The sequence below is a fragment of the Ignavibacteriales bacterium genome (assembly GCA_026390575.1).
Classification (GTDB): Bacteria; Bacteroidota; Ignavibacteria; order UBA10030; family UBA10030; genus Fen-1298.
On the sequence record JAPLFR010000013.1, the window covers coordinates 38,849 to 61,386 of the forward strand.

18 protein-coding genes are annotated in these 22,538 nt (G+C 34.7%); all 18 read right to left on the bottom strand.

Translation table 11 applies throughout. The features are described from left to right. Nucleotides 1-69: 69 nt before the first annotated feature. The 18 genes from NTX44_10965 to NTX44_11050 all read right to left on the bottom strand — a co-directional run bounded on the left by NTX44_10965 (nt 70) and on the right by NTX44_11050 (nt 22,537). Entirely contained in the window at nt 70-2,073 is a 2,004-nt protein-coding gene (locus NTX44_10965) for a tetratricopeptide repeat protein (GenBank protein MCX6122121.1), read from the bottom strand. A 321-nt stretch (nt 2,074-2,394) separates the two neighbouring features. Further along, on the bottom strand, nt 2,395-3,144 hold the full coding sequence (locus tag NTX44_10970) for a glycosyltransferase family 2 protein (protein MCX6122122.1): 750 nt from the start codon (nt 3,142-3,144) through the stop codon (nt 2,395-2,397). A 14-nt stretch (nt 3,145-3,158) separates the two neighbouring features. Then, a complete protein-coding gene (locus NTX44_10975; protein MCX6122123.1) occupies nt 3,159-4,337 on the bottom strand; it encodes a glycosyltransferase family 1 protein in 1,179 nt (392 codons plus the stop codon). Nucleotides 4,338-4,535: 198 nt separating this feature from the next. Next, on the bottom strand, nt 4,536-5,663 hold the full coding sequence (locus NTX44_10980; protein MCX6122124.1) for a DegT/DnrJ/EryC1/StrS family aminotransferase: 1,128 nt from the start codon (nt 5,661-5,663) through the stop codon (nt 4,536-4,538). Nucleotides 5,664-5,666: 3 nt separating this feature from the next. Further along, the gene (locus tag NTX44_10985; GenBank protein MCX6122125.1) at nt 5,667-6,098 is read right to left on the bottom strand and encodes a hypothetical protein; all 432 of its coding nucleotides are present in this window, start codon (nt 6,096-6,098) and stop codon (nt 5,667-5,669) included. Nucleotides 6,099-6,203: 105 nt separating this feature from the next. Beyond that, on the bottom strand, nt 6,204-7,136 hold the full coding sequence (locus NTX44_10990; GenBank protein ID MCX6122126.1) for a hypothetical protein: 933 nt from the start codon (nt 7,134-7,136) through the stop codon (nt 6,204-6,206). 52 nt (nt 7,137-7,188) lie between these two features. Further along, complete coding sequence (locus tag NTX44_10995) at nt 7,189-8,169, bottom strand: glycosyltransferase (GenBank protein ID MCX6122127.1); 981 nt, start codon at nt 8,167-8,169, stop codon at nt 7,189-7,191. A gap of 11 nt (nt 8,170-8,180) precedes the next feature. Beyond that, entirely contained in the window at nt 8,181-9,173 is a 993-nt protein-coding gene (locus tag NTX44_11000; protein MCX6122128.1) for a hypothetical protein, read from the bottom strand. 7 nt (nt 9,174-9,180) lie between these two features. Then, complete coding sequence (locus NTX44_11005) at nt 9,181-9,918, bottom strand: hypothetical protein (GenBank protein ID MCX6122129.1); 738 nt, start codon at nt 9,916-9,918, stop codon at nt 9,181-9,183. Nucleotides 9,919-9,943: 25 nt separating this feature from the next. Further along, nucleotides 9,944-10,543, bottom strand: a complete 600-nt coding sequence (locus NTX44_11010; GenBank protein ID MCX6122130.1) for a hypothetical protein — start codon at nt 10,541-10,543, stop codon at nt 9,944-9,946. Then, nucleotides 10,543-11,316 carry a phosphocholine cytidylyltransferase family protein gene (locus NTX44_11015; protein ID MCX6122131.1) on the bottom strand — a complete coding sequence of 258 codons (774 nt, stop codon included), beginning with the start codon at nt 11,314-11,316 and terminating at the stop codon, nt 10,543-10,545. Before NTX44_11015 ends, NTX44_11010 begins: the two co-directional genes overlap by 1 nt. An 11-nt stretch (nt 11,317-11,327) precedes the next feature. After that, complete coding sequence (locus tag NTX44_11020; protein MCX6122132.1) at nt 11,328-12,032, bottom strand: gamma-glutamyl-gamma-aminobutyrate hydrolase family protein; 705 nt, start codon at nt 12,030-12,032, stop codon at nt 11,328-11,330. Then, entirely contained in the window at nt 12,016-15,162 is a 3,147-nt protein-coding gene (locus tag NTX44_11025; GenBank protein ID MCX6122133.1) for a PEP-utilizing enzyme, read from the bottom strand. Before NTX44_11025 ends, NTX44_11020 begins: the two co-directional genes overlap by 17 nt. 1,140 nt (nt 15,163-16,302) lie before the next feature. After that, nucleotides 16,303-18,228 carry an LIC12162 family protein gene (locus NTX44_11030; GenBank protein MCX6122134.1) on the bottom strand — a complete coding sequence of 642 codons (1,926 nt, stop codon included), beginning with the start codon at nt 18,226-18,228 and terminating at the stop codon, nt 16,303-16,305. A gap of 189 nt (nt 18,229-18,417) precedes the next feature. Next, the gene (locus tag NTX44_11035; protein ID MCX6122135.1) at nt 18,418-19,500 is read right to left on the bottom strand and encodes a nucleotidyltransferase family protein; all 1,083 of its coding nucleotides are present in this window, start codon (nt 19,498-19,500) and stop codon (nt 18,418-18,420) included. A 71-nt stretch (nt 19,501-19,571) separates the two neighbouring features. Then, nucleotides 19,572-20,747 (bottom strand): UDP-N-acetylglucosamine 2-epimerase, encoded by a 1,176-nt coding sequence (gene neuC / locus NTX44_11040; protein ID MCX6122136.1) that lies wholly within the window; start codon nt 20,745-20,747, stop codon nt 19,572-19,574. Continuing rightward, entirely contained in the window at nt 20,747-21,760 is a 1,014-nt protein-coding gene (neuB, locus tag NTX44_11045; protein MCX6122137.1) for an N-acetylneuraminate synthase, read from the bottom strand. The genes neuC and neuB overlap by 1 nt, the downstream gene beginning before the upstream one ends. An 18-nt stretch (nt 21,761-21,778) precedes the next feature. Further along, nucleotides 21,779-22,537, bottom strand: a complete 759-nt coding sequence (locus NTX44_11050) for a hypothetical protein (GenBank protein ID MCX6122138.1) — start codon at nt 22,535-22,537, stop codon at nt 21,779-21,781. Nucleotide 22,538: the final 1 nt, after the last annotated feature.

Sequence of the window (22,538 nt, forward strand, 5' to 3'; positions counted from 1 at the left end):
TGCCGTGGGATTTATAGAATATTTCACGAACACGGGCATTAATACCCCCTGCGAGTATTCTAACGGAATTTATTTTTTCGCTTTTAGTAATATATTTTTATATTGTTCTATAATCTGAGGAGGGACTTTATGACCTAGAGCTATTGATCGTTGAACATCTTCCCATGCTTTTACTGGCTGTCCTATATTTTGATAAGATATTGCTCTATCAAGGTAAACATCGCCCGCATTAGGATTGAGAGCTAACGATCTGCTATAATCATTTATTGCATCAATGGGCATTCCTTTTCGTGCATACGCGAGTCCTCTGTTATACCACAATGTTGAGTTATTAGGTGTTATTTTCATTCCTTCATTAAAATTGGCAATTGCCGAATCGTACCTCATAGTATTTAAATAGCAAACTCCGCGTCCATTATATCCGCCCATAGCGGTAGGAAATAACTGTAAAAGCCTATCAAACTTAACAAGAGCAGAATCATAATTTTTCATTAAACAATACACGTTAGCTAAATTCACCATTGCGTCGGGATATATCGGATTAAATTTTAATGCACTATCCAAATCGGCTTTAGCCATATTTAGATCTTTTCCTAATAAAGCATAAACCATACCTCTATTATTATAGGCTTCAGCGCAATCGTGCTTTATTTTAATTGCCATATTGCAATCAGCTATTGCTTCATCATATCTCCTTTGGTCGATTAATATTTTTGCTCGACCGTAATATGGCCTAGGTTTATTAGGAGATTTTTCTATGATGTCTGTCATAAAAGAAACTTCAGTTTTCCAAACTTCATTGCGCGAATAAGCAGCATAGGAATATGAAGACACAATAATTAGTAATGAAATACCAACAAAGCGGTGGCTCGTCTTTCTGAGGACAAAATAATAAAAGGAACTTACCAGAAATAGGACATACCCAAACATTGGTAAATAAAGACGATGTTCAAAAATAACATCAGTTATCGGAAATATGCTGGACTCTATTGAGAGCGTAAGAAAGAACCAGAATATTCCAAAAGATAATAATCTATATTTCTTAAATGAATATATTCCACCTATTATGATTCCAATTAACAATAATAAACTGCCCATTGTTGCAAAATCCCATAAGGTCTTTGATAATGGGAAATCATAGTCAAGGTTCTGATTGATAGGAATAAATAACAATCTAATATATGTAACCAGTACACGAAACTGTGTCATCAAATAATCTAATCTAGAAATCTGGATTGTTTCCCGCGGCAATCCTCCGGAAAATATTTTTAAAAAAGCGATCACAATTATTGTTAATGCAGCTATTATGTATCTCCAATAAATCTTATTCTCCTTATCACGAATAAAGAATAACTCATACATAATAAGAGCACCGGGCAGCGAATAAACTATTTCTTTACTCCACATCCCCAGAACAAATCCAATGACAGCGCCTAGATAGAAGACCAATGATAATACTTTTCTTTTCCCCTCAATCTGTATCATCCTTCCTTGGACATAAAGGCATAGTGATAGTATATAAAACATCGTTGCCATCGATGTCATTCTTTGCACTATATATGTTATTGCATTTGTTTGTATAGGATGTGCTACAAATATCAACGCACCAAATAATGCTATATATTTTGAATATTTACTTACCTCTTCAGAACGCATTACCGGTGTTTTAAATGTTAATAGTAATAACCAGAAGACAGAAAGTGCAGTTAGCGTATGAATTATACTGTTTACAACATGATAGCCGTAAACATTTAGTTCACTCCAATGATAATTTAGTGCAAATGTCAAATAAGAAAATGAACGACTATTTGTAAGTCTTGTCCATTTCGAAATATCTGTGAAATTAGATAAATGTCTAAGATCTAAATTATTAATAATAGAGCCGTTATCATCATACTGAAATCCAGACTGAAGAGTATTGGAATAAACAATTAGGCTTAATGAAATAATTCCTATGATCGATAGGAGGTAAATAACTATTTCTTTCCTATTGCCAACAAGTAGTTTTTTACGGGCGTTCATTCTCGAAGCTTCAATATTCTTTCTTTTATTTCTAGCGCTTTTTTTACTCATGAAACTCCTTAAGACGGTATACTAAATGTAACTTAACATTTAAAATAGAAATAAAACTCACTTAAAGCCACATTATCAATTGAATCCAGGTTTAATGAATGATCAGAATTTTACCCGATCTCTCAATTGGATTATTATTGGTTCTATTGCCGATTCTAATAAATGATCTTGTATTCCATGCGGCACAGTGCCGCGAAAAAATTGCGATTTCTATGAACGAAACGCAATGCTACTTATTTGAAGCGGTACTAGGTCCCCGAGCCATCGACACAAATAACTACTGGTTAATAAAAGAAGAAATGATAAATTTCGACCAACCGATTATTTTACAAATATCTGTTTGAATCTGAACAACAACGTCGATAATAAATATAGCGGAGTTACATTGAGGTTATTGTTTTTCATTGCTAAATAACATTCCCAAACACTTCGTGCTATATTTATTAAACTTTTATTGCTTTTGCCGCTGTCGCGCATTTTAATTAAAACGTCAGGAATATAACATGTGGACACAGAATGTTTACATAGAAATCGAATCATCAATTCCACATCAGATGAAAATTTATAATCTGTGTTAAAGACGCCCAATCTATCATAAATATTTTTCTTTACAAAAAATGTCGGATGCGGTGGGAACCATCCCTTTTTAAAATTATCTACATTGCAAGAAATAGACTTCCAATATCTTGTCACCTTCATTAAATCATTCCTCTTAACATACACCACATCACCATAACAACTATCAACTTTATTAAGATTAATTTCATCAACAATATGTTGGATCACTCCATTGTCTGCATAATAATCATCGGCATTCAGAAAACCTATTATATCGCCCGTAGCCATCTTAACGCCTTTATTCATTGCATAATAAACACCATTGTCAGGTTCTGAAATCCATTGGGATATATTCCCATTATATTTTCTCAATATATCAATGGTTCCATCGGTCGAGCCACCGTCAATTACGATATATTCAATATTTTTATAAGTCTGGCCCATAACGCTATCCATACAACTAATAATTGTATCGACATTATTGAGCACGATTGTAATAATAGTTACTTTCATTTCAAATATGATTCTTATCCTGATACAATTGTTTTTATTGTATTTCTAAATCTATTATTAAATACTTCTTGGGTATAGTGTTTTACTATTTCATAACCCTTTATTCTAAGACTGTCTCTCAACTTGTTATCATTCAATAAAGACAAAATTGAATTTTCGATTTCAGAAACAGAATTTGGATTAAAATAAATCGCCGCTTCAGATAATTGTTCTCTCATTGCATAGACATCTGAAACACTAACCGGACAACCAAGTGCAAGAGCTTCAAGTGGTGGAATATTGGTTGGACCACAAAACGAAGGAAAAATAAACACATGAGCCTTTCGATAGATATCTACTATTTCTTCATTTGAAACATAACCCAGGATATGAACGTTTTCTTTAATATTTAGTTCATGTATCAGGGTAACTATTTTATTATAATAATTCTTTTTTGAACCGGTAAATACTAGATGAATATTAGGATATTTCTTTATCACGTTAGCAAAAGCGTAAATAAGATTTTCGTGATTTTTATGCTTCCAAAATTGAGCCGGATAAAAGATGAATTTACCTGGAAGCGTTAATGAGCCTTTTTTATTCTGAATATTATTATGTTGATAAATATAATCTGGTATAACAAATGGCATGACAAATATTTTATGATTATCAATATCATATGATTCCATCAACTGATTTTTCCCCAAATTAGAATCAACAAAAATATATTGACAGTATTTACACATTTTCTTGAATACTTTTTCTCTCCAATAATATATCCTAAAAGATGATATTTCGGGAAAACCACGCTCATATCGATGCATTAAATCATGTACAACACCAATAGACTTGATAGGCATTTGGTAGCTTGTAAAGCTATAAGAAGAAAAAACCCATAAATCACAATTCTGTTTTTTAACTTTATTAGCAATTGGATCTATCAATGGCGATATTTTATACCATATTTTAAGTGGTAAATTAAATAAAGTGATCAAAATTCCGAATAAATAGGATAATTTTGCAAAGGGGATATAGAATTTATCACATGTTAAATTTGATAAGTAGCTTTCCCAAATTATTTCTGTATAAGCAATGGAAATTTCATATTCATCTTCAGGCAATTTATTAAAAGCATCAAGAAGAGAAAGATTATATTGAAATTGTCCACCCCATTCAGGAGTACAACCTAAAAACAAACCAATTTTCTTTTTCAATTTCTCCTCACACATTAAACACCCCAACTATTAGACTTTTGAACTATTTTGCTCATACATTTCTTAAAATCTAATATTATCAATCTAATATCATACAATACATATTCTAACTCGAGTATGAATTAATTTATTGAGAAATGAAGATTCTTTTTGTAAATATTGTTTTTTTAAATCAGATTATAATACTTTGAATAATTATTAAATATACTCAAGTAAAACCTCTTTCAAAGAGTTGACAATATATTCAATATTATCGTTTGTTAATGTAAGTCCGCTAGGTAGATAAAAACCCTTTCGTGCTATTCGCTCTGCTATTGGATAACTCTCATTCATAAACAAGCCCATTCTTTTTAAAACAGGTTGTTCATGCATAGGCCAGAAAAAAGGTCTGGTTCCTATGTTTCTTGCTCTTAATTTGGACATTATTTCATCATTATCTACATTGAGAAAGTCATGAAGAACAATTCCATAAACCCAATATATGTTTTCAGCATACTCAATCTTGGCCAAGGGAGTTTGAATCCATGAAATATTTTTCAACAGCTCATTGTATAGTCTACCCATTTCCCTTTTCTTTTGAACATGCTGTTCAATTCTTTCAATTTGCGCCAGACCAATGGCAGCCTGTAAATTTGACATTCGATAATTCCAACCTATTTCATCATGCACATATCTTTTCTTCTCTTGAAAACAAAGATTCCTCAACGATCGACACCTTTCAGCCAATTTAGGATCATCAGTAACAATCATTCCGCCTTCGCCTGTAGTAATATGTTTGTTCGGATAAAAACTAAATGTACTTAGGTTTCCAAAACTTCCACAGGGATTTCCTTTATAGGTTTGACCATGCATTTCAGCGGCATCTTCAATAATAAATAAATTGTGTCGGCGAGCAATATCTAAAACAGGATCCATATCGACTGGTAAACCATAGATATGCACTATAAGAATAGCCTTTGTTCTATTAGTAATCTTTTCTTGAATTTGATTAATCTGCATGTTCCACGTTATAGGATCTGCGTCAATTAGTACTGGAATAGCACCAGTTCTTACAATTGCGGTGGCACAAGAGATTATTGTAAAAGAAGGTAGAATGACTTCATCTCCTTTAGTAATTCCCAATGCTTGTATAGTAATATCCAAAGCTGCGGTACCATTTGCGACGGCAATTCCATATTTACGGTTGACATATGACGCCATTTGTTGTTCGAACTTATTAATAAATGGACCTTCAGACGAGATCCACCCAGTGTCTATGCACTCAAGAAGATATTTCTTCTCGTTGCCATCCAACAAAGGTTCATTTACAGGTATAAACATTTCCATTACTTATTCAATAATATTAATTTTTGATTTTTCTACACCATTAAATCTAGTTTTATCCCCTTCTCCAGAATATGGACCTTGCTTGACTTCGACCATTTCTATATCTTCGAGGACTTCAAAACCGTGACCACCTGTTGCCAGTAAAATAATATCTCCTTCAGCTAATATTCTACTTTCACAATATATTTTATTCTCATCATAAAAATCTACACGCAGTTTCCCTTTTTTTATAAATAATACTTCTTGAGTATACTCTACATTTCTTACTATACAATTGTGAACATGAGGTTGAATACTTTTTCCTTTGGGATGGTTCATATATGCTAGTTGCTGCGAATAATTGTCTCCAGTAAAAAAATGAATTCCGGGTTCAGAATAATTATTCCTAACGATTACCGAAAGAATCTTTCCATCAATTTTTATATACTCTACCATTCTACATTACTCTTTTTTGAAAAGGGTACCTAGTTAATATTGAATTTTGCAGTCTAGTTAATACAGGAGGTACTAATTCATCCAGTAATTTCTAATTCCTTAACATTACCTAAAAAATGATTGCAAATAATCAAAAACACTTCGTAAAAATTTTAACCCAAATATATTTTTAATACGTAAACTTGATAAATACTTAGTTACTTGAATATCATATGCTCTGTCAACAACAATATGTGGGTTTATTCTTAAAGGTGTGTGGATGTTATGCACCTCTTTGTTGCTAATATTGGGGTAAAAAAATTTTGTATGCGTTGCATCAATCCCAAAACCAATATTTGAGATTAAATTTACAGAAGGAACAATCGATAGAGCAGAGTACTTATAATGTGCAAATACCCATTGATGGTCCCAAGTATCAATCTTGCCGCCATAAGTTGCATTAAAATGCTTCATTTTTTGCTTATATAGAATATCATTACCAATCATTTTTTTAATATGGTGCCTTACATCGGGGTCTGACCAGTCCTCCATTTTAATGTCAAAATATTTCCAAGCTCTTCTCCATGATGCCCACCCCCACACATCAACATGTTGAGTAAAATGATAATCCTGTGTATCCGACTTCCATTCCCCTAAAGTATTGGATCCAGAAATGGAAAATATTCTATTATCGTCTCTAAACATTTTCAATAACTGAGCACAATATTGAAAGAATGAAGGGTCCGGGATGCAATCATCCTCCAAAATAATTCCTTCTTCAACGTTTTGGAAAAACCAATCTATAGAAGAACTTACACCCATTTTACAGCCAAGATTTTTGTCCCTGAACAATGTTTTAACGTTGCATTCCCAATCAATATTGCTTAGAATGTCACGAACATTTTCACAGTTGATTAAATCTTCCGGATTATTATTTCTGGGACCGTCTACTGCTATACATAAATCCTTAGGCTTTAATTCTCTAATTTTATCAAATACTTTTTTTGTGGATTGCGGTCTATTGAAGGCTATGACTAATATGGGTATGTCAAATTTCATTTGTGAGAATCACTTTCATATTTATGTTATCTCAAATTGTGAATTACATTGTTTACATTTTGATTGTTTTATAAATATTTCGCAATAGAAATTGAATTCTTGATGCTTTGTAAAAAGTCGGGGGCAATTTCAATAATAATGCGATTAATAGTAAATACCTTTTGCCAAACAAGTACTTAAACCTTTTGTCCAGTTTTTTGTTAAGAATCCTTCCTTCGCTTCTGAGTAATAGAACATAATTTATTAATGATAACTTTCTTTCAGAATAATATTCTTTAAATAGTTTTGCTGGTACATTTTGGGGATAATTTAAGTGACAATATTTAATGACCTCAAGCTCCCCACTAAATATGTCCAATAGTTTCATTGTATCTTGCTGCCACCCATCATTTGGGATTCTGCCTATTACATATGGATGAGCAATTATATAAAAATTCAAATAATTTATTACGGATAATAAAGCGCCTATTTGAATGAATTGAGTGCCATAAAATGGACTTTTATTAACACCGTCCCACCAATATTTCTTCAATATATAAGATGGCAAAAAACCCGGTAAATTCTTTAATGACGTAATGGAATAAAACTGCTCCTTATTACTACATAAAATGTCTTCTTCAATGTCCAACATTTTCTTTACAATAATGGAGTCTAAATTATGTGATTTCTGACTATAGTTGGCATAAATGAAATCTATTTGAGGGTTATCATAAAGAACATTAAGTACCTTTTGAACCGCTCCTTCATCTAATATGTCATCTTGGCCAATAAACCAAATAAATTCACCTTCTGCTAAATCAGCAACCCTCTCAAAATTTTTATCCATTCCTAAAGTAATACTATTCTGGAATAATCTAACATTTTTATACTTAATCCTATAATTATCAACAATCTGGTACGTATGGTCAGTAGAGCGATCGTCGCAAACCACTAATTCTACATTATCAACAATTTGTTTTGTAATGGATTCGAGAGTTTGCGAAATATGTGATTCGCCATTATATGCAGGTAAGACAATAGATAGTTTGTACATAACAAATGACTTTATGCTTTTATTGTTTCGATATAGTTGCCGATACTCATCCATTCCGGAGCTTTGCTTTCATTCAAGAATCTTGATGATCCGATGTTTCCCCTAAGTTTCTTTATTACTTCTCTTCTTATCGTCATATCAAGTTCAATATATTTCTTGCACAGAGATTCTTCAGCATAAATACAATCAAGCCAAACGCGCTTTGTTTCAGAATCATATTTTGAATTTGCTCTATTGATATAAAGAACATCTTCATAGCGATTCAATTCCTCCATAAACTCAAATAACGGAAGATACTTTACTTGTTTACCGGTTCCAATAACAACATCTTGCTCTTTATCCAATGACATTGAATAGTCAAACACACGAAATTTTCCCTTGTTAATTATTTCGAATATCCTTTTAATACTATTGCAAGCATATAGCATTGTTACACCTTTTGCGAAATATACATCTGTTTCTATTTGCATATCAGACAATTCAAGGTAAGTGTCAATTGTATATTCTTGGTGCATAACTTTGGACAATCGATTAAAAAAGGGAGAAATATCGACACCAAACCATTTAACTGAATGTAAATCAACGGGATAATAATTAATTTTTAGCGCCTTTAACAGTTGCTGATAAAATTCCATCCCTTCGATACACCCAAAAAGTGTTTGCCCCAGTTCAAAAAAAGATAACGTTTCTTTTTGACAGCATTGCTGAATGGTGGATAGCGCAAGGAGCTTACTCAAATTAATAACCGCATCATCCTTATGATATACATCTGCGTTATAGATATTAAATGCTTTGTCGAGCGAACCATAGAGCAATGCGTCCTGCATAGAAAGATATGCATAGATATCATTTGAATATCGAGCATGCATTAACCAGTCATATGCTTTATCGTGAAGACGAAAATCCCAGATGTGTTTCTTCCCGGCTGGAACATCAATTGATCCAAACTCCAAATATGTTATTGATGCATTATTATTCATTCCATAAAAATTTTGTTTTTCCATGTCTTTTCTATTGGTTTATTTCAAATATCCCTGATGGTTTATTAGGATCATACAACGTATTTATTCTGATGACTGCTAGATGCCTTAATAATGGATGCATTATAAAATATGCATTCCCTTCTTTATGTTGTGAGGGACATATTTCAATACGGTTTTCTGCACTATATTTTTGTAGTACTTTTTTTAATGTATAACTTCTTATGTACGGATCAATAATATAGTCTACGAATAATGGTTGCTCCGGTTTGATTAAATAGTTGATGCAGAATTTTGAAGCTGCTATGTTTGGACCTGTATCAATGTTTTTATCCATAATGATCGCAGTCGAGCCCAATGTATTCTCGGTAAGGATACTATAATAAAAACATGTACTTCCTCTATATTCAGGGATGCTACCTGGATGTAAATGAATGAATGTTTTCCCCAGCATGAACATGTGTTCTGACAGAATACCGCCTCCCGTAAATAAAAAATATTTGTTACTGCATTGATGTAGACATGCCTGGATTTCTTCATCGTTAATATCCGATGACTTTGCTTTAATTACCGTAGCTCCCGTATGTTCAATACTGTTGATCAGATCCGGATCTATTCTAAAGAATGCATCAGAATATCTAAAGAGTTTGTCTTCCTCCATTAATTTGTCCAGTCCAGGAATCCCCACAGGTATAATAACAACTTCGCTTGGCCATACTCCTAATTCTTGGAAAACATTTAAATACGCAATGCTTCTTACAGAGGGCAAGAGTAACATTCCAATATTTAACAAACTAGCGCCCATAGATCGAATTAATAATGTTTTGTTCACATAGAATAGAATAAAAAATTAAATTATTATATTCTGGTTTGATTTCCCATTCCGAAAAAAGGATCAGATCATTGAGCTTAACCACAGTATTTAAATCATTATAATTATTATTTTGCATAAACCTTATTGATAAATTGATCGACAATAGAGCATATACTTTTAAGTCTTTAAAGAAATCAGAATTCTTTTTGAATTCCTTATTGTATACATTGAAAATTCGACCAAATACTTCAAATTTTTTTTGATACTTATCAAGTATATTATTTACCGCTAATGTTTGGTGCTCCTTTTTGGTAAGATACACATAACACTTCTTCAGTAGCGGAAATGTTGCATAACCTTCCTTTGTATCAAATATCTCAGAGACACCTGTGAAATATTCATTTGATATTGCACGCGTAATCACCTCTAAATTGTTAAAGATTAGCAACTGCTCTCTAAGGTCTATATTATGACATTCTCTCACTTTTTTCCTCCTGATTTCAAGGAAGCCACTGATATAGTGAGCAATATCAATTGGTGCGAAGGAATATTTGTCTCGTAAAAAAGTGTCAGCTTTCATTATTCAAAAAATTTATTGCTGATTTTGCCATCTTGTATTTGGTTCAGCATAATCTCATAATCATCATTGGTATCGAATTCCAACCAGCCTCCATCTGATACGATTGGCTGGATAATGTTACCTTCCAAAATGAGTTCATTCAGGAGGTCGGTCATATAACCGTTTCTGAAAGTTTTGCCTGATTGTATCCATGATTCGTTTGTCGCTTTTTTATTTTCATACATTTTTAACGTTTTCATCGTACCAGTTTTCGATAATTTTATCATACCGATATACCTGTAATCAATTCCCTTGGATGAGGCGACAGGCTTACCGAGTTCGACGATCTTGTCATCTTTGATAGTCAGCGACTCAAGATCATTTTCGGTAGTACCATATCTCATCGCCCAATATTCTTTCCATGATTTATCAACAGCAACACCTATATCACCCTTATAGGTAGATGTCAAATTAAGTAATTCATCGGTGAATAAAATATCCGAATAAGTGATAAGCATTTCCGAATCCATTATCTCTCTGGCACATAACATCGATTCCACCATATTGGTAATACCGTAATTAGGATTGTGATAATACTTTATTCCTGGATAATTTATTTTATCTTTCATATAACCAGTCACAATATTAATATCATCAATACCGGCTTTTCTAAATCTGCAAATTTGCCATTCTATTAAAGTTTTACCATTAAATTCAAGCATTCCCTTAGGAAGGTTTTTTGTATACTTTGCCAGTCTTTTGCCTTCACCAGCGGCCAATATAAGAGCTTTCATAATATTCCTTTTTACCACCATTTACCATTATCAATAAAATATTTAAATAGTTGTTTCTGAATAAAATTATTTGATCCTTTTCTTTCAGGATGCCATTGTATCCCAAGCAATGGTTTATTCTTGAGATAAAATCCTTCTATCACGCCGTCTGTGGCTATCGCAAATGGTATTAAATCCGATCCCAAGGTGGATTTTATTATTCCATGATTATGAAACGAATTAACTTTTGAAGTCCTTGACTTGTTCAGAAATTCCAGATTATTGTCAAGAATCTTAATACTATGATTCGTGGCAACATGATTTATTCCACCATCGATGTTTTCTTTTAAAAAAGGAATAAGTTTTCCACCTTTATATATATTAACAAATTGAAAGCCTCTGCATACGGCTAAAGTTGGAATATCGTTTTTAATTGCCCATTCAAGCAACAATAACTCTGATTTGTCTCTTGCAGGATTAAATTTAGGTTCAAAGTATTTAGGATTATGATAATATTTCCTCCTGAAATCTTCTCCATTCGTAAGTACCAGGATATCGATGTCGGCTTTTTTAATATATAATACAGGATCACGTAATGCATTGGGAATCAGTATTGGATAGAGACCTGATTTATCTAAAAATCTGATCCAGTCATAACTTATTGAGTCCCTCTCTTCAAAGTAGCTGGTTGCATTTGAACTCCTCAAAGTCAGACCTATTCTATAATGAGATAACATATTTCCCTGCACAATTTAATTCTATAGAATTGGATTTTATTAATTGATTAAATAATTCTTCACCGCAACCAATAGCCGCAGGTATACCAAATTCATTAGCCCGGATTGTCATATGTGAGGCTGCGCCTCCAAACATTGTTATCAATCCACTAATATTATGTGCAAATATCCAATCAAAACCTGGATCTGCACTTTCAATCATAACTATTTTTCCAGTTATAATCCTCGGTTCAATCAGTGAACTTATTAGTACAGGACTACCGATCACTTTTTTTAATGTAACAAAGTTTGGACGTGACGTGGGTATGTTAATGACATATATATCATTTAATGAATTTATTATATATGGCAATTTTATGCTGAGTGAAGAATCATAATCATATTTAGATAATTTAATTTCTTCTGACAATAAATGTTCTAATTTTTTAAAAGATATTGTATTTGCAAAATCAATAATTGTATTTATATCTACAAACGCCATATCCTCCCTGGTAAAAGAAAATATTTCCCCGAGCTCGACAATCATTTTCAACACACTGCTGACAGTCTTTGTAAATTCAAATTTGCTATATTCTCTTTGGATTATTGAAGCATGGATGAAATTAAATAGTTGTTCCACATTAAAAGAGAATTCGTTTTCTTCAATTAATGATTCAATATTTTTCTTTTCCAAAGAGGTCAAACGAAATGATTTAATAGATTTTTCCTTTGTTACTCCTTTACTTGTAGCTTTATTTCTTATTCCCGTCCCAAAATATTGGTCATAATTTTCATCATATCTTAATGAGGTTATATCATATGTTCCAGGTCTGAGATGGCCGTATTTCTCTAAAAATAATGTTTTGGAAATATCGCCAGCAATAACCGCATCTAAATCTGAGATTAAATCACTAGCAACTGACTCAATTGAATGCAATAGTTCATTTCGACGCTCAAGTGAAAGAGCATCTCTTTCCACAAGAGACTGCAACATTGAATTTCCGATAAATGCATATCTTGCAAGAATTGAGAATGGAATTGTACCTAATTCTATACAAGAATTGAGCATAATATTAATTATCGATGGTATCCTGGAGGTATCTGAAATATCTGACGAATATATTTTCCTCAATAATTCAAGTTGCTTTACTTTATTAATTAGTATTTCTATAGTGTCAAATTTACCGCTAATAATATTATTGGTAAGTGCAAATAAACTACCTTTGAACTTCTTTATTTCATTTAAAGAAAATGAGTTCTGATAAAATGCATTGAACTTATTGTCAAAATTAAAATCGAGACATGTAAAACATATCTCAAATTCAACTTTGTCGTGTAAATCAGGATTATTTGAAAGGCGAACAAGATATTCATTAACAATTTTTTTTGACAGTGACGGTTCTAAGTCTGCAGGTAAAAATGAATTAAAGCTATTCCTGACATCAACATAAGGATGCCCCATAATATTAACCATCAGGTTTGCAGGTGAAACATCTTTATAACCAATTCTAGCTCGAGAAATCCTCCAGGCAGATTTCATTATTAGATAATCATATAATGTGTAAGCCAATTGTTTTGGATGAATTCCGATCATTTCAGCGGGATTCCAATCGGACATATCCGCGAAAATTGTTTTATCACCAAATAGGAAGGAAGTATGATTAAATTTGTTTTGCAAAAAACTTTTAATATTAACAATAGCACTGGAATTATCACTTAAAAAACCACTTTTGTCAAATTCATCTGACTTAGTTATTGGCCTCACCTGCAGAATATATATTGATTCGTGATTATCAATTGCAAATTCAATATCAAGGGAGTCATAATTGACTATTTCTTCAATTTCTTTTACGGCCTCTAGTAGCTTTTTAAGGCCTATATTTTCAGGATATATTGGTGAATAACGATTGACAAGCACTGTTTTGAAATGATTTGATCTTCCGCTAGTTACAGAATCAGTTATTTCTGAAGTATCATCATAGTTAATGATATAATAAGGGGCACCCGTTTCTATATCCCGGGTAAAGATGACTCCACTCATAACTACATTTTTAACCATTTGCTGAACTAATATTTGGTTCTCTAGGTAGTAATTGTTCCCCTTTAAGTCATAACTCAAAACCACCTTTTTTACTGAATCATATATCTGCTGAGGATTTTTCGAATCAACATTTAAAACGCTTTCAAAAGCACCTGCTAACGACTCCTCAAATGAATCTTCATTTATTGCGCTACTTCTTATTGCTATTTTTTCTGGTGAAAACATTTTTGAAATTGCCGCTACAATTTCATCCGGATTCTTTTTCCACATTCCAACTGTAAAATATTCTTGTTTACAAAACAGTCCTTTTTTCAGCAAAAGCGATAGTCTGCTCAGGGTTTGGCTTTTTGTACCCAGAACAAATCTCACTAAACCGCCGGCTGAATCGATTTCCTTCCATTCCTTTCCAATATCGACAGCTGTTATATTATTTTTTTGTTTAATTAAATAACGCAAGAGGTCTGTTAGAAATCCATTCTTTATGTCATTTGCCTGCTCAAATGGCTGCCTTAAAAATTTTGGATATTCTATATTTAGAAACTCAGATAATATTCCGGTACACTTTTCGCTAAGGTAAGCCAAACCGATAAATTCACCTATTATATTTTCGGAAATATTTAAAAAACCAATATCAGTCACAGAATTCAGTGAACCTAAAACAAGATTTTTAGAAATACTTTGCCCTTTTCTTATCTTTTGTTTCCAATTCGAGTCAATTGCAATTGTAATAGCATCAGAGGAATTTTCGATTAACTTCCTAACTACATTTGGATAATAAACTATATCAGCATATGATATAAGGAGTGATCCTTTGATATTTCTTCGCCCATGGTACAACGATTCAAGTACACCGGATTTATCCCATTCAGGATTATATACATAATTGAGCCCTGGATATTTTTTACCAATCATATCAATTTGGTAACCACCCACAAACGTAATTTCATTCACGTTGTTAGCATTAAATGCAGCTAATATCCAATCTAAAACTCTATAACCCTCCTGATCGCTTAACAAGGTTTTTGGCTGAGTATTTAAAACATATTGTTTTTCAGGATTCGAGCCAGCACCTAAAATAATAGCATTTATTTTATTGTTCTTAGAGTTCATATGGATTCAATTACCATTATGAAATTAACCTTAACGGATTTATTAAAATATTGAGAACGGGTGCAAACTTTTTCCAAAAAACTTGATAGTTGCCTTTTAATATAATTTCCCTTAGACACTTTTAGTTATGCTATAATTTATTTCACGGTTTAAATTAATAACCGATAGAAGGAATTGAACTACATTCTTGAATACAATTAACGAAAACATGATCAATGTGTAGAATGCTATTTCCCTACCAAAGCTGATTGGAATTATTAAGATACATGCATTTCCATATAAAACGAAGAAAAAGGAATAGACTGACCAGAATATCATATTATTTTTCAAAAGACTAAAGATTGATTTATTACTATTTTCATTCTTAGTTGATTTGTCATTCATTGTTCCTTTCTGGTTGTTTTGAATGTTTTTGATGTTTTCATATTTTAGTTGTAAATAGGATCTTTCATTATTCAGCGCTGTGCTCAATAACCATACTGCAGTAGCAATAAAAGACACTATCCAGATATTCGTGTGATTATATTTAATCGCAACTGCATAAAATATGAGTACGAATTTTATTTGATCGGAAAATGTATCATAAAAGCCTCCATTCGCACTTTTTTTGTCAGTCATTCTTGCTATCATTCCGTCACAAACATCAAAAACAAGGGATAAGAACCAAAATATCGGAAAATAAATCGGGTTGTCTAAATAAATAAGACAGTATATCGCTACGATTGCTAGAATGCTGGAAATGCTCGTGACTAAATTAGGACTAAATTTCATGAAATTTAACAATAATGCTAAGGGATAACATCCCCGATACATCAATCTCATAAATGGAACTTCATTTATTGCGTAGGGATTGGGACAATAGCTAAAATTACTTTTCTTCATCAATCAGTCCGTTCTAATAAGCACTAATAAAAAATTGGTTCTGTTAACCAAAATGATAGTTTGAAACATATCCCGGTTTTAGAAAATCATTTAATCGGGAGGATAATATTATTCAAAACTATTTATTACGTCCTCCTTTTTCCGTTCTTTGATATGGTGGCTGTAAATGGATTACGAGATCCATTTGTAACTTTGATATCATCATCGTGGCATTGACTATGAGAAATAATTCTATTGACCAATACAAGAATGGTTCAATTAAGATGTAGGTTGGGTTACTAATGACAACAAATAATCTATCATCACCTCAGGTTTGCCGATATTTTTCTGCAAAAAATCATCTTTTGCTTTTTGTACTGTTTCCTGCATCCACCATTTTTGCGGATTGTCTTTTATGCTTTCAACAAAACGAGCAGCCTCAACAGGGTCAGTCTGGCATATTTTTGCATCTACAAGGGGTTTAAAGAAATCTGAATATTCGTCATTCAGATAATATGCATCGGCATTCCAGAAAAAAACAGTTGGAATATTCATAACCAGGGCTTCAATGTACGACGTAGCAATATAATCTATTACAACCAGGTGCGATTTTAACATTTGGATCTTGCTAGGTTCAGAAACATCCGCAAAAGATTTTATTTGATTCAGATACGATGAAAGTATATGTTCTTTGTCATAGCAAAGAAAAGGCAGACCTTTGAGAGGATATGCTCTATAGGTCAGCTCTTCCAGAGTGTCTTTTCCCAAGTTCTTGAAGAAAGATTTACAGAAACCAAAATGTTTTATGGCATTTTCTTCAGATGAGCTGTATGCAGAGGAATAATGCGACATGTTCACACTAGCCGCCACGCTAACGTATAATATTTTATAGACTTTATTAAAGTCGTTTTCTATCGAAAAAGGAAATAATGAGGCACCTTTCACAAGCCCTTTTAGACGAGGATCAAACCACCCAAGTGTTACATAGACATCCGACATATCTATTACGTGCGAAATAAAGCTACCCGCGCAGGGATGAAAGAAGCAGTTATGCTCGTTATTTACATGCTTGACGCCCTTCTCTTGTGCTATTGCCAGGAATATTGACATAAACGTTTCGCTGATCCATGCCTCACTAACTATATATCTCAAAGATTGGTACCTTTTGAGGCAAGATGAATGAGCGATTTCAATCTCTTTAAAGTGTTCGACGAAAACCTTCGGCAGACAATATGGTATTGTGGAAAAAAAGAATTCATCAAACCTGTCAAAATCGGCATTAAATTGAGCTAAGTGCTTCCTCTTATCCCATAAAACATCCTTATCTTCGTAATCAAGTTGGATAGTCCAATCGAGAGGGTATATCTTTTCCTGGCTTCCCTTTATAAGTTTGGACAAGTTCTCTTCCGAAAAAAAAGATCCGATGATCCCCACCTGTATATCCTTTTTCGAAACCATTTCTGTTCTTATCAAAGATAAAAACTTACGCATGACCCTTTTTACCAGATAGTAACTGTTTTGTATTTTTCTTCCGGTATTCGCATCTCTTTTAAAAGATGTTAGAAACTCGCTCACGACCATTCTTCCCAAATCATAAATATTGTGCATATTTCTGATGGTATCCGCTTCAATAAATTTCAGTCCCGAATGAGCAATTTTTCTATCAAAACGAACCGTTTGCTGATGCATTTCGGTGAATACGCCCGGATAGAAAAGCCTAATATATAAACTGAAAATTTGTTCCATTCCGTAGTCAGAATCTTCGAAACAATATCTATGGTCCTCAAAATCCAATGGAATGAAATAGGAATCTTCTGCAAGGATAGTACATGTATGAAGATCGCTGTTAAAATATAGTTCACATTTTTTGTATAAATCGTGGATACTGGTTAAATATCTGATAAACGCCATTGACAAGGCTTTTTTCCAAAAAGATTCGTTGTGAGTTGTCCCATGGATCTCATTTAGACGTTTTGAAAGTATGTCAATATACTTATTGTATTTTACATCCACATAGAGGCTGTCATTATCAATATCCGTCCTCGTCTTCCTCGTTGGCGGAGCAACTTCAATATTGTCAAACCTATTTAGTTTACCCTCTTTTTCCAGTACGTGATAGACATAAGGATCGGTAATAAATAAATCTTTTGAACTTTTGTCCCATAGTGGATAATATGCTGAAATAATAAAATTTTTAGTACTCACAATAAATTTCCCTTTGGCAATCAGAGGACTTTCAAATATTTCTGCATAATACGCCGTTGTGTTTATTTCGTGTATAATCCACAAATTTGCCCTATAAAAACTTGTCCAAGGTTAGCTCCACACCGTGAGATGGTTGCCCAATAAGCAGCCCATCCCGTTACCAGTACCTGTTTGCTTACTAGTCGCAATTCACGATTTCAGATTCCCTCGCTGCTGCACATCATTCTGCGCCTGTTCATAATCCTCAAGTTGCCCAATATCCAACCAGTATTCAATAACAGGAAAACTGGCAACGATATGATCAAAATCGAGCAATCTTTGGATCAGATCGGTCATGTTGAAATGCTCACCAGTAGGAATAAATTCAAAGGCTTTCGGTTCAAGCAAATAGATCCCGGCATTGACCAGGAAATGCATCTGCGGTTTTTCTTCCAAGGCACAGACATGCGATCCTTCACATTTAATGACTCCGTATGGAACCAGTATATCATATTGTTTTACAGCTACTGTCATAACAGCGCGGTGTTCCTGATGATAGGCCAGCATCGCCCTGAAATCTACCTTTGTCAGAATATCACCGTTGATGACCAGCATGGGTTCTGTTGGCTTATCAATCAGCCCTAATGCCCCGCCTGTGCCCAACGGTTTATCTTCATTTACATAGTTTATTTCTACACCAAATGAGCTGCCATCTCCGAAATGATCGGAAATTTTCTCCGGTTTATAATGGGTGGCCACATTAACGCGCCGGATGCCAACCTGCCGCAACTGTTCAATCACCAATTCCATCAGGGGTTTACCGCCCACGGGCAACATCGGTTTGGGCAAATCCTCTGTGAGTGGCCGCAATCGCGTACCCATACCACCGGCCATGATCACGGCCTGAAGTGGGAGATCCGGGATAGGAATTAAATCGTCGATCATCACAAGATCGACAACCCTACCGTCACTATCCAGAACAGGGAGCTGACGCAAAACATTCTTATGCAATAAATCAAGTAATTTTTCGCGATTTGTGCCTAATTGGACGGTAACTGGTTTTGGGTATTGCGTGCTGACTTTACTTGCCAACAACACACTCACAGGCGATTCCAAGTCTTTCCCTGCCAGAATAGCCCGCCGCACGTCACCATCGGTTATAGTTCCTAATAGACGTCTTGCCTGATCCACCACCAAGGCAATACCACAAGCCCCCCTGTCAACGCATTCCATGGCTGCGCTAATCGATTGCTCAGGCGAAATACAAAGGGCTTTTAGTTGATTGTCATTCATAACACTTTCCAAAGGTCGCCCACAAGTGTGTCATTCCATGCGCACCGAAATTCTCGGCTATAATAATTTACTCAGACCAATTTTGTCATAACCGGCAAATCATAAAATTTCTTATGCTTTAGGGAAACAAGATCTACAGAACTAAGAATATCTACTATTCGGCCTGAAGCGTACCCATCACCATATGGATTAACGACCTTACTAAGAATATCGTGAAATTCTGACGAGTACAACGTGCAGAAAGCAGCCTTAATTGAATCCTTCGATGTACCGCAGTCGATTACACTTGGTGCCTTAATCCTGCCCGATTGCCTCGTTCCAATATTGATACTTCCGATCTTGAAACTGGGTGCTTCCCATATTCCGCTCGAAGAATTGCCAACGACTGCATCAACATATTGCATAACGGAGTAGTAATGTAACTGGCCCAAAGAATAAAAAGATACGGCCTGGCCTTGTTTTCTTGCCACATACGAGTCTATCATCTGGTTTATAAAACGCCCATTTGTATCGGCATTTGCTTTCGTGAAAACAATCAAACTATTGGCTTGTTCATCCAATACATCGAGCAAATTCTGAAATTGAAATTCAACAGGTTCATCATCAAGAGTTGCGGGATGAAAGGTTACTAAAAAATTATGGGATTGCAATTGGGCACCAAGAATGTTTTCAATTTCATCCTTGTTCAGCAATTTCATTGTTTTCAAATTATCAAGACCTGGCCCACCGACACAGTAAACTCTCTCTGGATTCTCACCCATCTGAATAATGCGAGTACGGTATTCATCGGCTGCAACAAAGTGGATGTGACTCATTTTGGTAATTGCATGTCTCATCGCATCATCAATGGCTCCCTCGGTGATTTCGCCCCCACAGAGATGCGCTATTGGTATCCGCGCTACCATCGCGGCTATAGCAACCGCAAGGGCTTCAAAACGGTCGCCGAGAACAAGTAAGATGTCCGGTTGCAAGCGTTCGAGAGCATCTGCAAATCCTATGATTCCAATGCCGATTGACTTTGAAATAGATGTCGGTGTATCGGAACTCAAGAGCATTTCCACTTTCTCGTCGATAATAAATCCATCTTTCTCAATTTCTCGATAAGTCAGACCAAACTCAGGTGATAGATGCATGCCGGAGACAAGCAACTGGACTTTTATATCTTCTTTTTGACTCAAGGCTATTATAACCGGCCTCAGTGAGCCATACTCCGCCCGGGAGCCCGTGAATATACATATCGTTTTCATTAAAATGTTAACAGCTCATCCTCATCATAGTCTTTGTTAGCGTTACGGCCAAGTATCCAATCCCACAACATAGGACTTATTCCCGTCCCTGGTCTTTTCGTAGTAAGATTTGTTTCTGTGAACATTTCTCCTGCCTTGATAGGCCGATCGGCCACGATGCTCTTACGCGCAATGTTTTTGTTCTTCTTTTCTGATTCCGAAGCTTTTTTAATGCCACTCCCGAGCGCCACTTCAATATTTCGTATAGCTGACACCATGCATTTGAATTCAGCCGGTTCAAGTGACGCGCGATGATCCGGACCGAGCATATTCTTATTTAAAGTAAGATGCTTTTCTATTACTGACGCCCCAAGGGCTACAGCAGCAATCGGTACTTCGATTCCCAATGTATGGTCAGAATAACCGACTGGTAATTTGAATGCTTCCCTGAGCGTCACCATCGCTCTGAGATTTACATCGGGATAAGGCGTCGGGTATTCTGTGTTACACTGGAGCAGGGTTATTTCGCTCGTTGAGGTACCTGAATCAATCAAAATATTGAGTGCATCTTCAATCTCCCCCAAATCAGCCATACCTGTAGACATAATTACTGGTTTACAAAGACGTCCTAAAGCTCGTAAATATGGAAGATTGGTTATTTCACCCGACGGAACCTTAATCATTCCAAGCCCTAAATCGGCAAGCATTTGTATACTCTCAAGATCGAAAGGCGTTGATAGAAATCGAATCCCCTTTTGCTTACAATAATTAATCAAGGTGCGATGATCCTTGATGTCGAACTCTAATTTACGTGCCATTTCAAGCTGAGTTTCTTTCGCATCCGTAGTTTCTTTCTGATATTCTGCTTTTAATGCGTGCCAACTTATTTCGCGGTCCGCACGAAATGTTTGAAATTTCACTATATCCGCCCCCGCTTCCACAGCTTCATCAATGAGACGAAACGCAATATCCAAACTGCCATTGTGATTCACGCCTGCCTCAGCAATCACTATTACTCTCTGAAAGTTCAGCATAATCTTTCTGCCTTCTATCTATTCAATTACGATATAAGATTGTGTGGGGCTATAAATACTGTGATGTATCTTGTATCGATCCAGACCAAACACCTCCGAGAGTGCAATGGTCTCACCGGGGTACCGACTTACATTCAATTCATCAAATCCAATAACACTGCCCCGGGTTATTCGATTTCGGATTGCTTTGAGGCATGCAAGCGTAGGCTCATAGATATCAAAATCAAAATATGCGAGTGCTACTATTGTCTCGGGATACCGATCTAAATATTTTAAAATCTGTTCAGAGGCATCACCCTTGATCAGCTCATATTTTTTCATGTGTGCGATTGGGCTCTCCTGCTCGTGGTATGAAAGCACTTGATCAAGATATTCATCATAGTACTCCGTTACATTAAACGAGCCGGCTTTGATAATATCATCATTTCCATCCTTAGAATCTATCGAAGGAAATCCAGAAAAAGTATCAAAACCAATGATTCTACGATTGTGATTGAATGGTTCGTAAAGACCACGAAAATTTTCAAATAATGCCAAGTTTTTACCCCATCTGACTCCAAACTCCATAACAACACCGTGGACACTAAGAATCTTTTGATAAAGTTCATTCATGAACAGCAACATTGAAAGATCCTGTCGTTTAATGAACAGCGATAGATTCATCAATAGTTCATTTTCAGGAATAGGACACTTTCGAAACAACTCAAAAAAACTTCGCCGTGACGTCTGCTCATCCTTCGATGCATTCCACTGCGTTCTTATTTCCCGTGATACCATT

What these genes read in the sequence shown, in the direction of transcription:
- NTX44_10990 (MCX6122126.1), bottom strand. Translation starts at nt 7,136, where the DNA reads ATGAAATTTGACATACCCATATTAGTCATAGCCTTCAATAGACCGCAA.
- NTX44_11010 (MCX6122130.1), bottom strand. Translation starts at nt 10,543, where the DNA reads ATGAAAGCTGACACTTTTTTACGAGACAAATATTCCTTCGCACCAATT.
- NTX44_10965 (MCX6122121.1), bottom strand. Translation starts at nt 2,073, where the DNA reads ATGAGTAAAAAAAGCGCTAGAAATAAAAGAAAGAATATTGAAGCTTCG.
- NTX44_10985 (MCX6122125.1), bottom strand. Translation starts at nt 6,098, where the DNA reads ATGGTAGAGTATATAAAAATTGATGGAAAGATTCTTTCGGTAATCGTT.
- NTX44_10980 (MCX6122124.1), bottom strand. Translation starts at nt 5,663, where the DNA reads ATGGAAATGTTTATACCTGTAAATGAACCTTTGTTGGATGGCAACGAG.
- neuB (MCX6122137.1), bottom strand. Translation starts at nt 21,760, where the DNA reads ATGCTGAACTTTCAGAGAGTAATAGTGATTGCTGAGGCAGGCGTGAAT.
- NTX44_10970 (MCX6122122.1), bottom strand. Translation starts at nt 3,144, where the DNA reads ATGAAAGTAACTATTATTACAATCGTGCTCAATAATGTCGATACAATT.
- NTX44_10995 (MCX6122127.1), bottom strand. Translation starts at nt 8,169, where the DNA reads ATGTACAAACTATCTATTGTCTTACCTGCATATAATGGCGAATCACAT.
- NTX44_11000 (MCX6122128.1), bottom strand. Translation starts at nt 9,173, where the DNA reads ATGGAAAAACAAAATTTTTATGGAATGAATAATAATGCATCAATAACA.
- NTX44_11050 (MCX6122138.1), bottom strand. Translation starts at nt 22,537, where the DNA reads ATGGTATCACGGGAAATAAGAACGCAGTGGAATGCATCGAAGGATGAG.
- NTX44_11025 (MCX6122133.1), bottom strand. Translation starts at nt 15,162, where the DNA reads ATGAACTCTAAGAACAATAAAATAAATGCTATTATTTTAGGTGCTGGC.
- NTX44_11015 (MCX6122131.1), bottom strand. Translation starts at nt 11,316, where the DNA reads ATGAAAGCTCTTATATTGGCCGCTGGTGAAGGCAAAAGACTGGCAAAG.
- NTX44_11020 (MCX6122132.1), bottom strand. Translation starts at nt 12,032, where the DNA reads ATGTTATCTCATTATAGAATAGGTCTGACTTTGAGGAGTTCAAATGCA.
- NTX44_11035 (MCX6122135.1), bottom strand. Translation starts at nt 19,500, where the DNA reads ATGAATGACAATCAACTAAAAGCCCTTTGTATTTCGCCTGAGCAATCG.
- neuC (MCX6122136.1), bottom strand. Translation starts at nt 20,747, where the DNA reads ATGAAAACGATATGTATATTCACGGGCTCCCGGGCGGAGTATGGCTCA.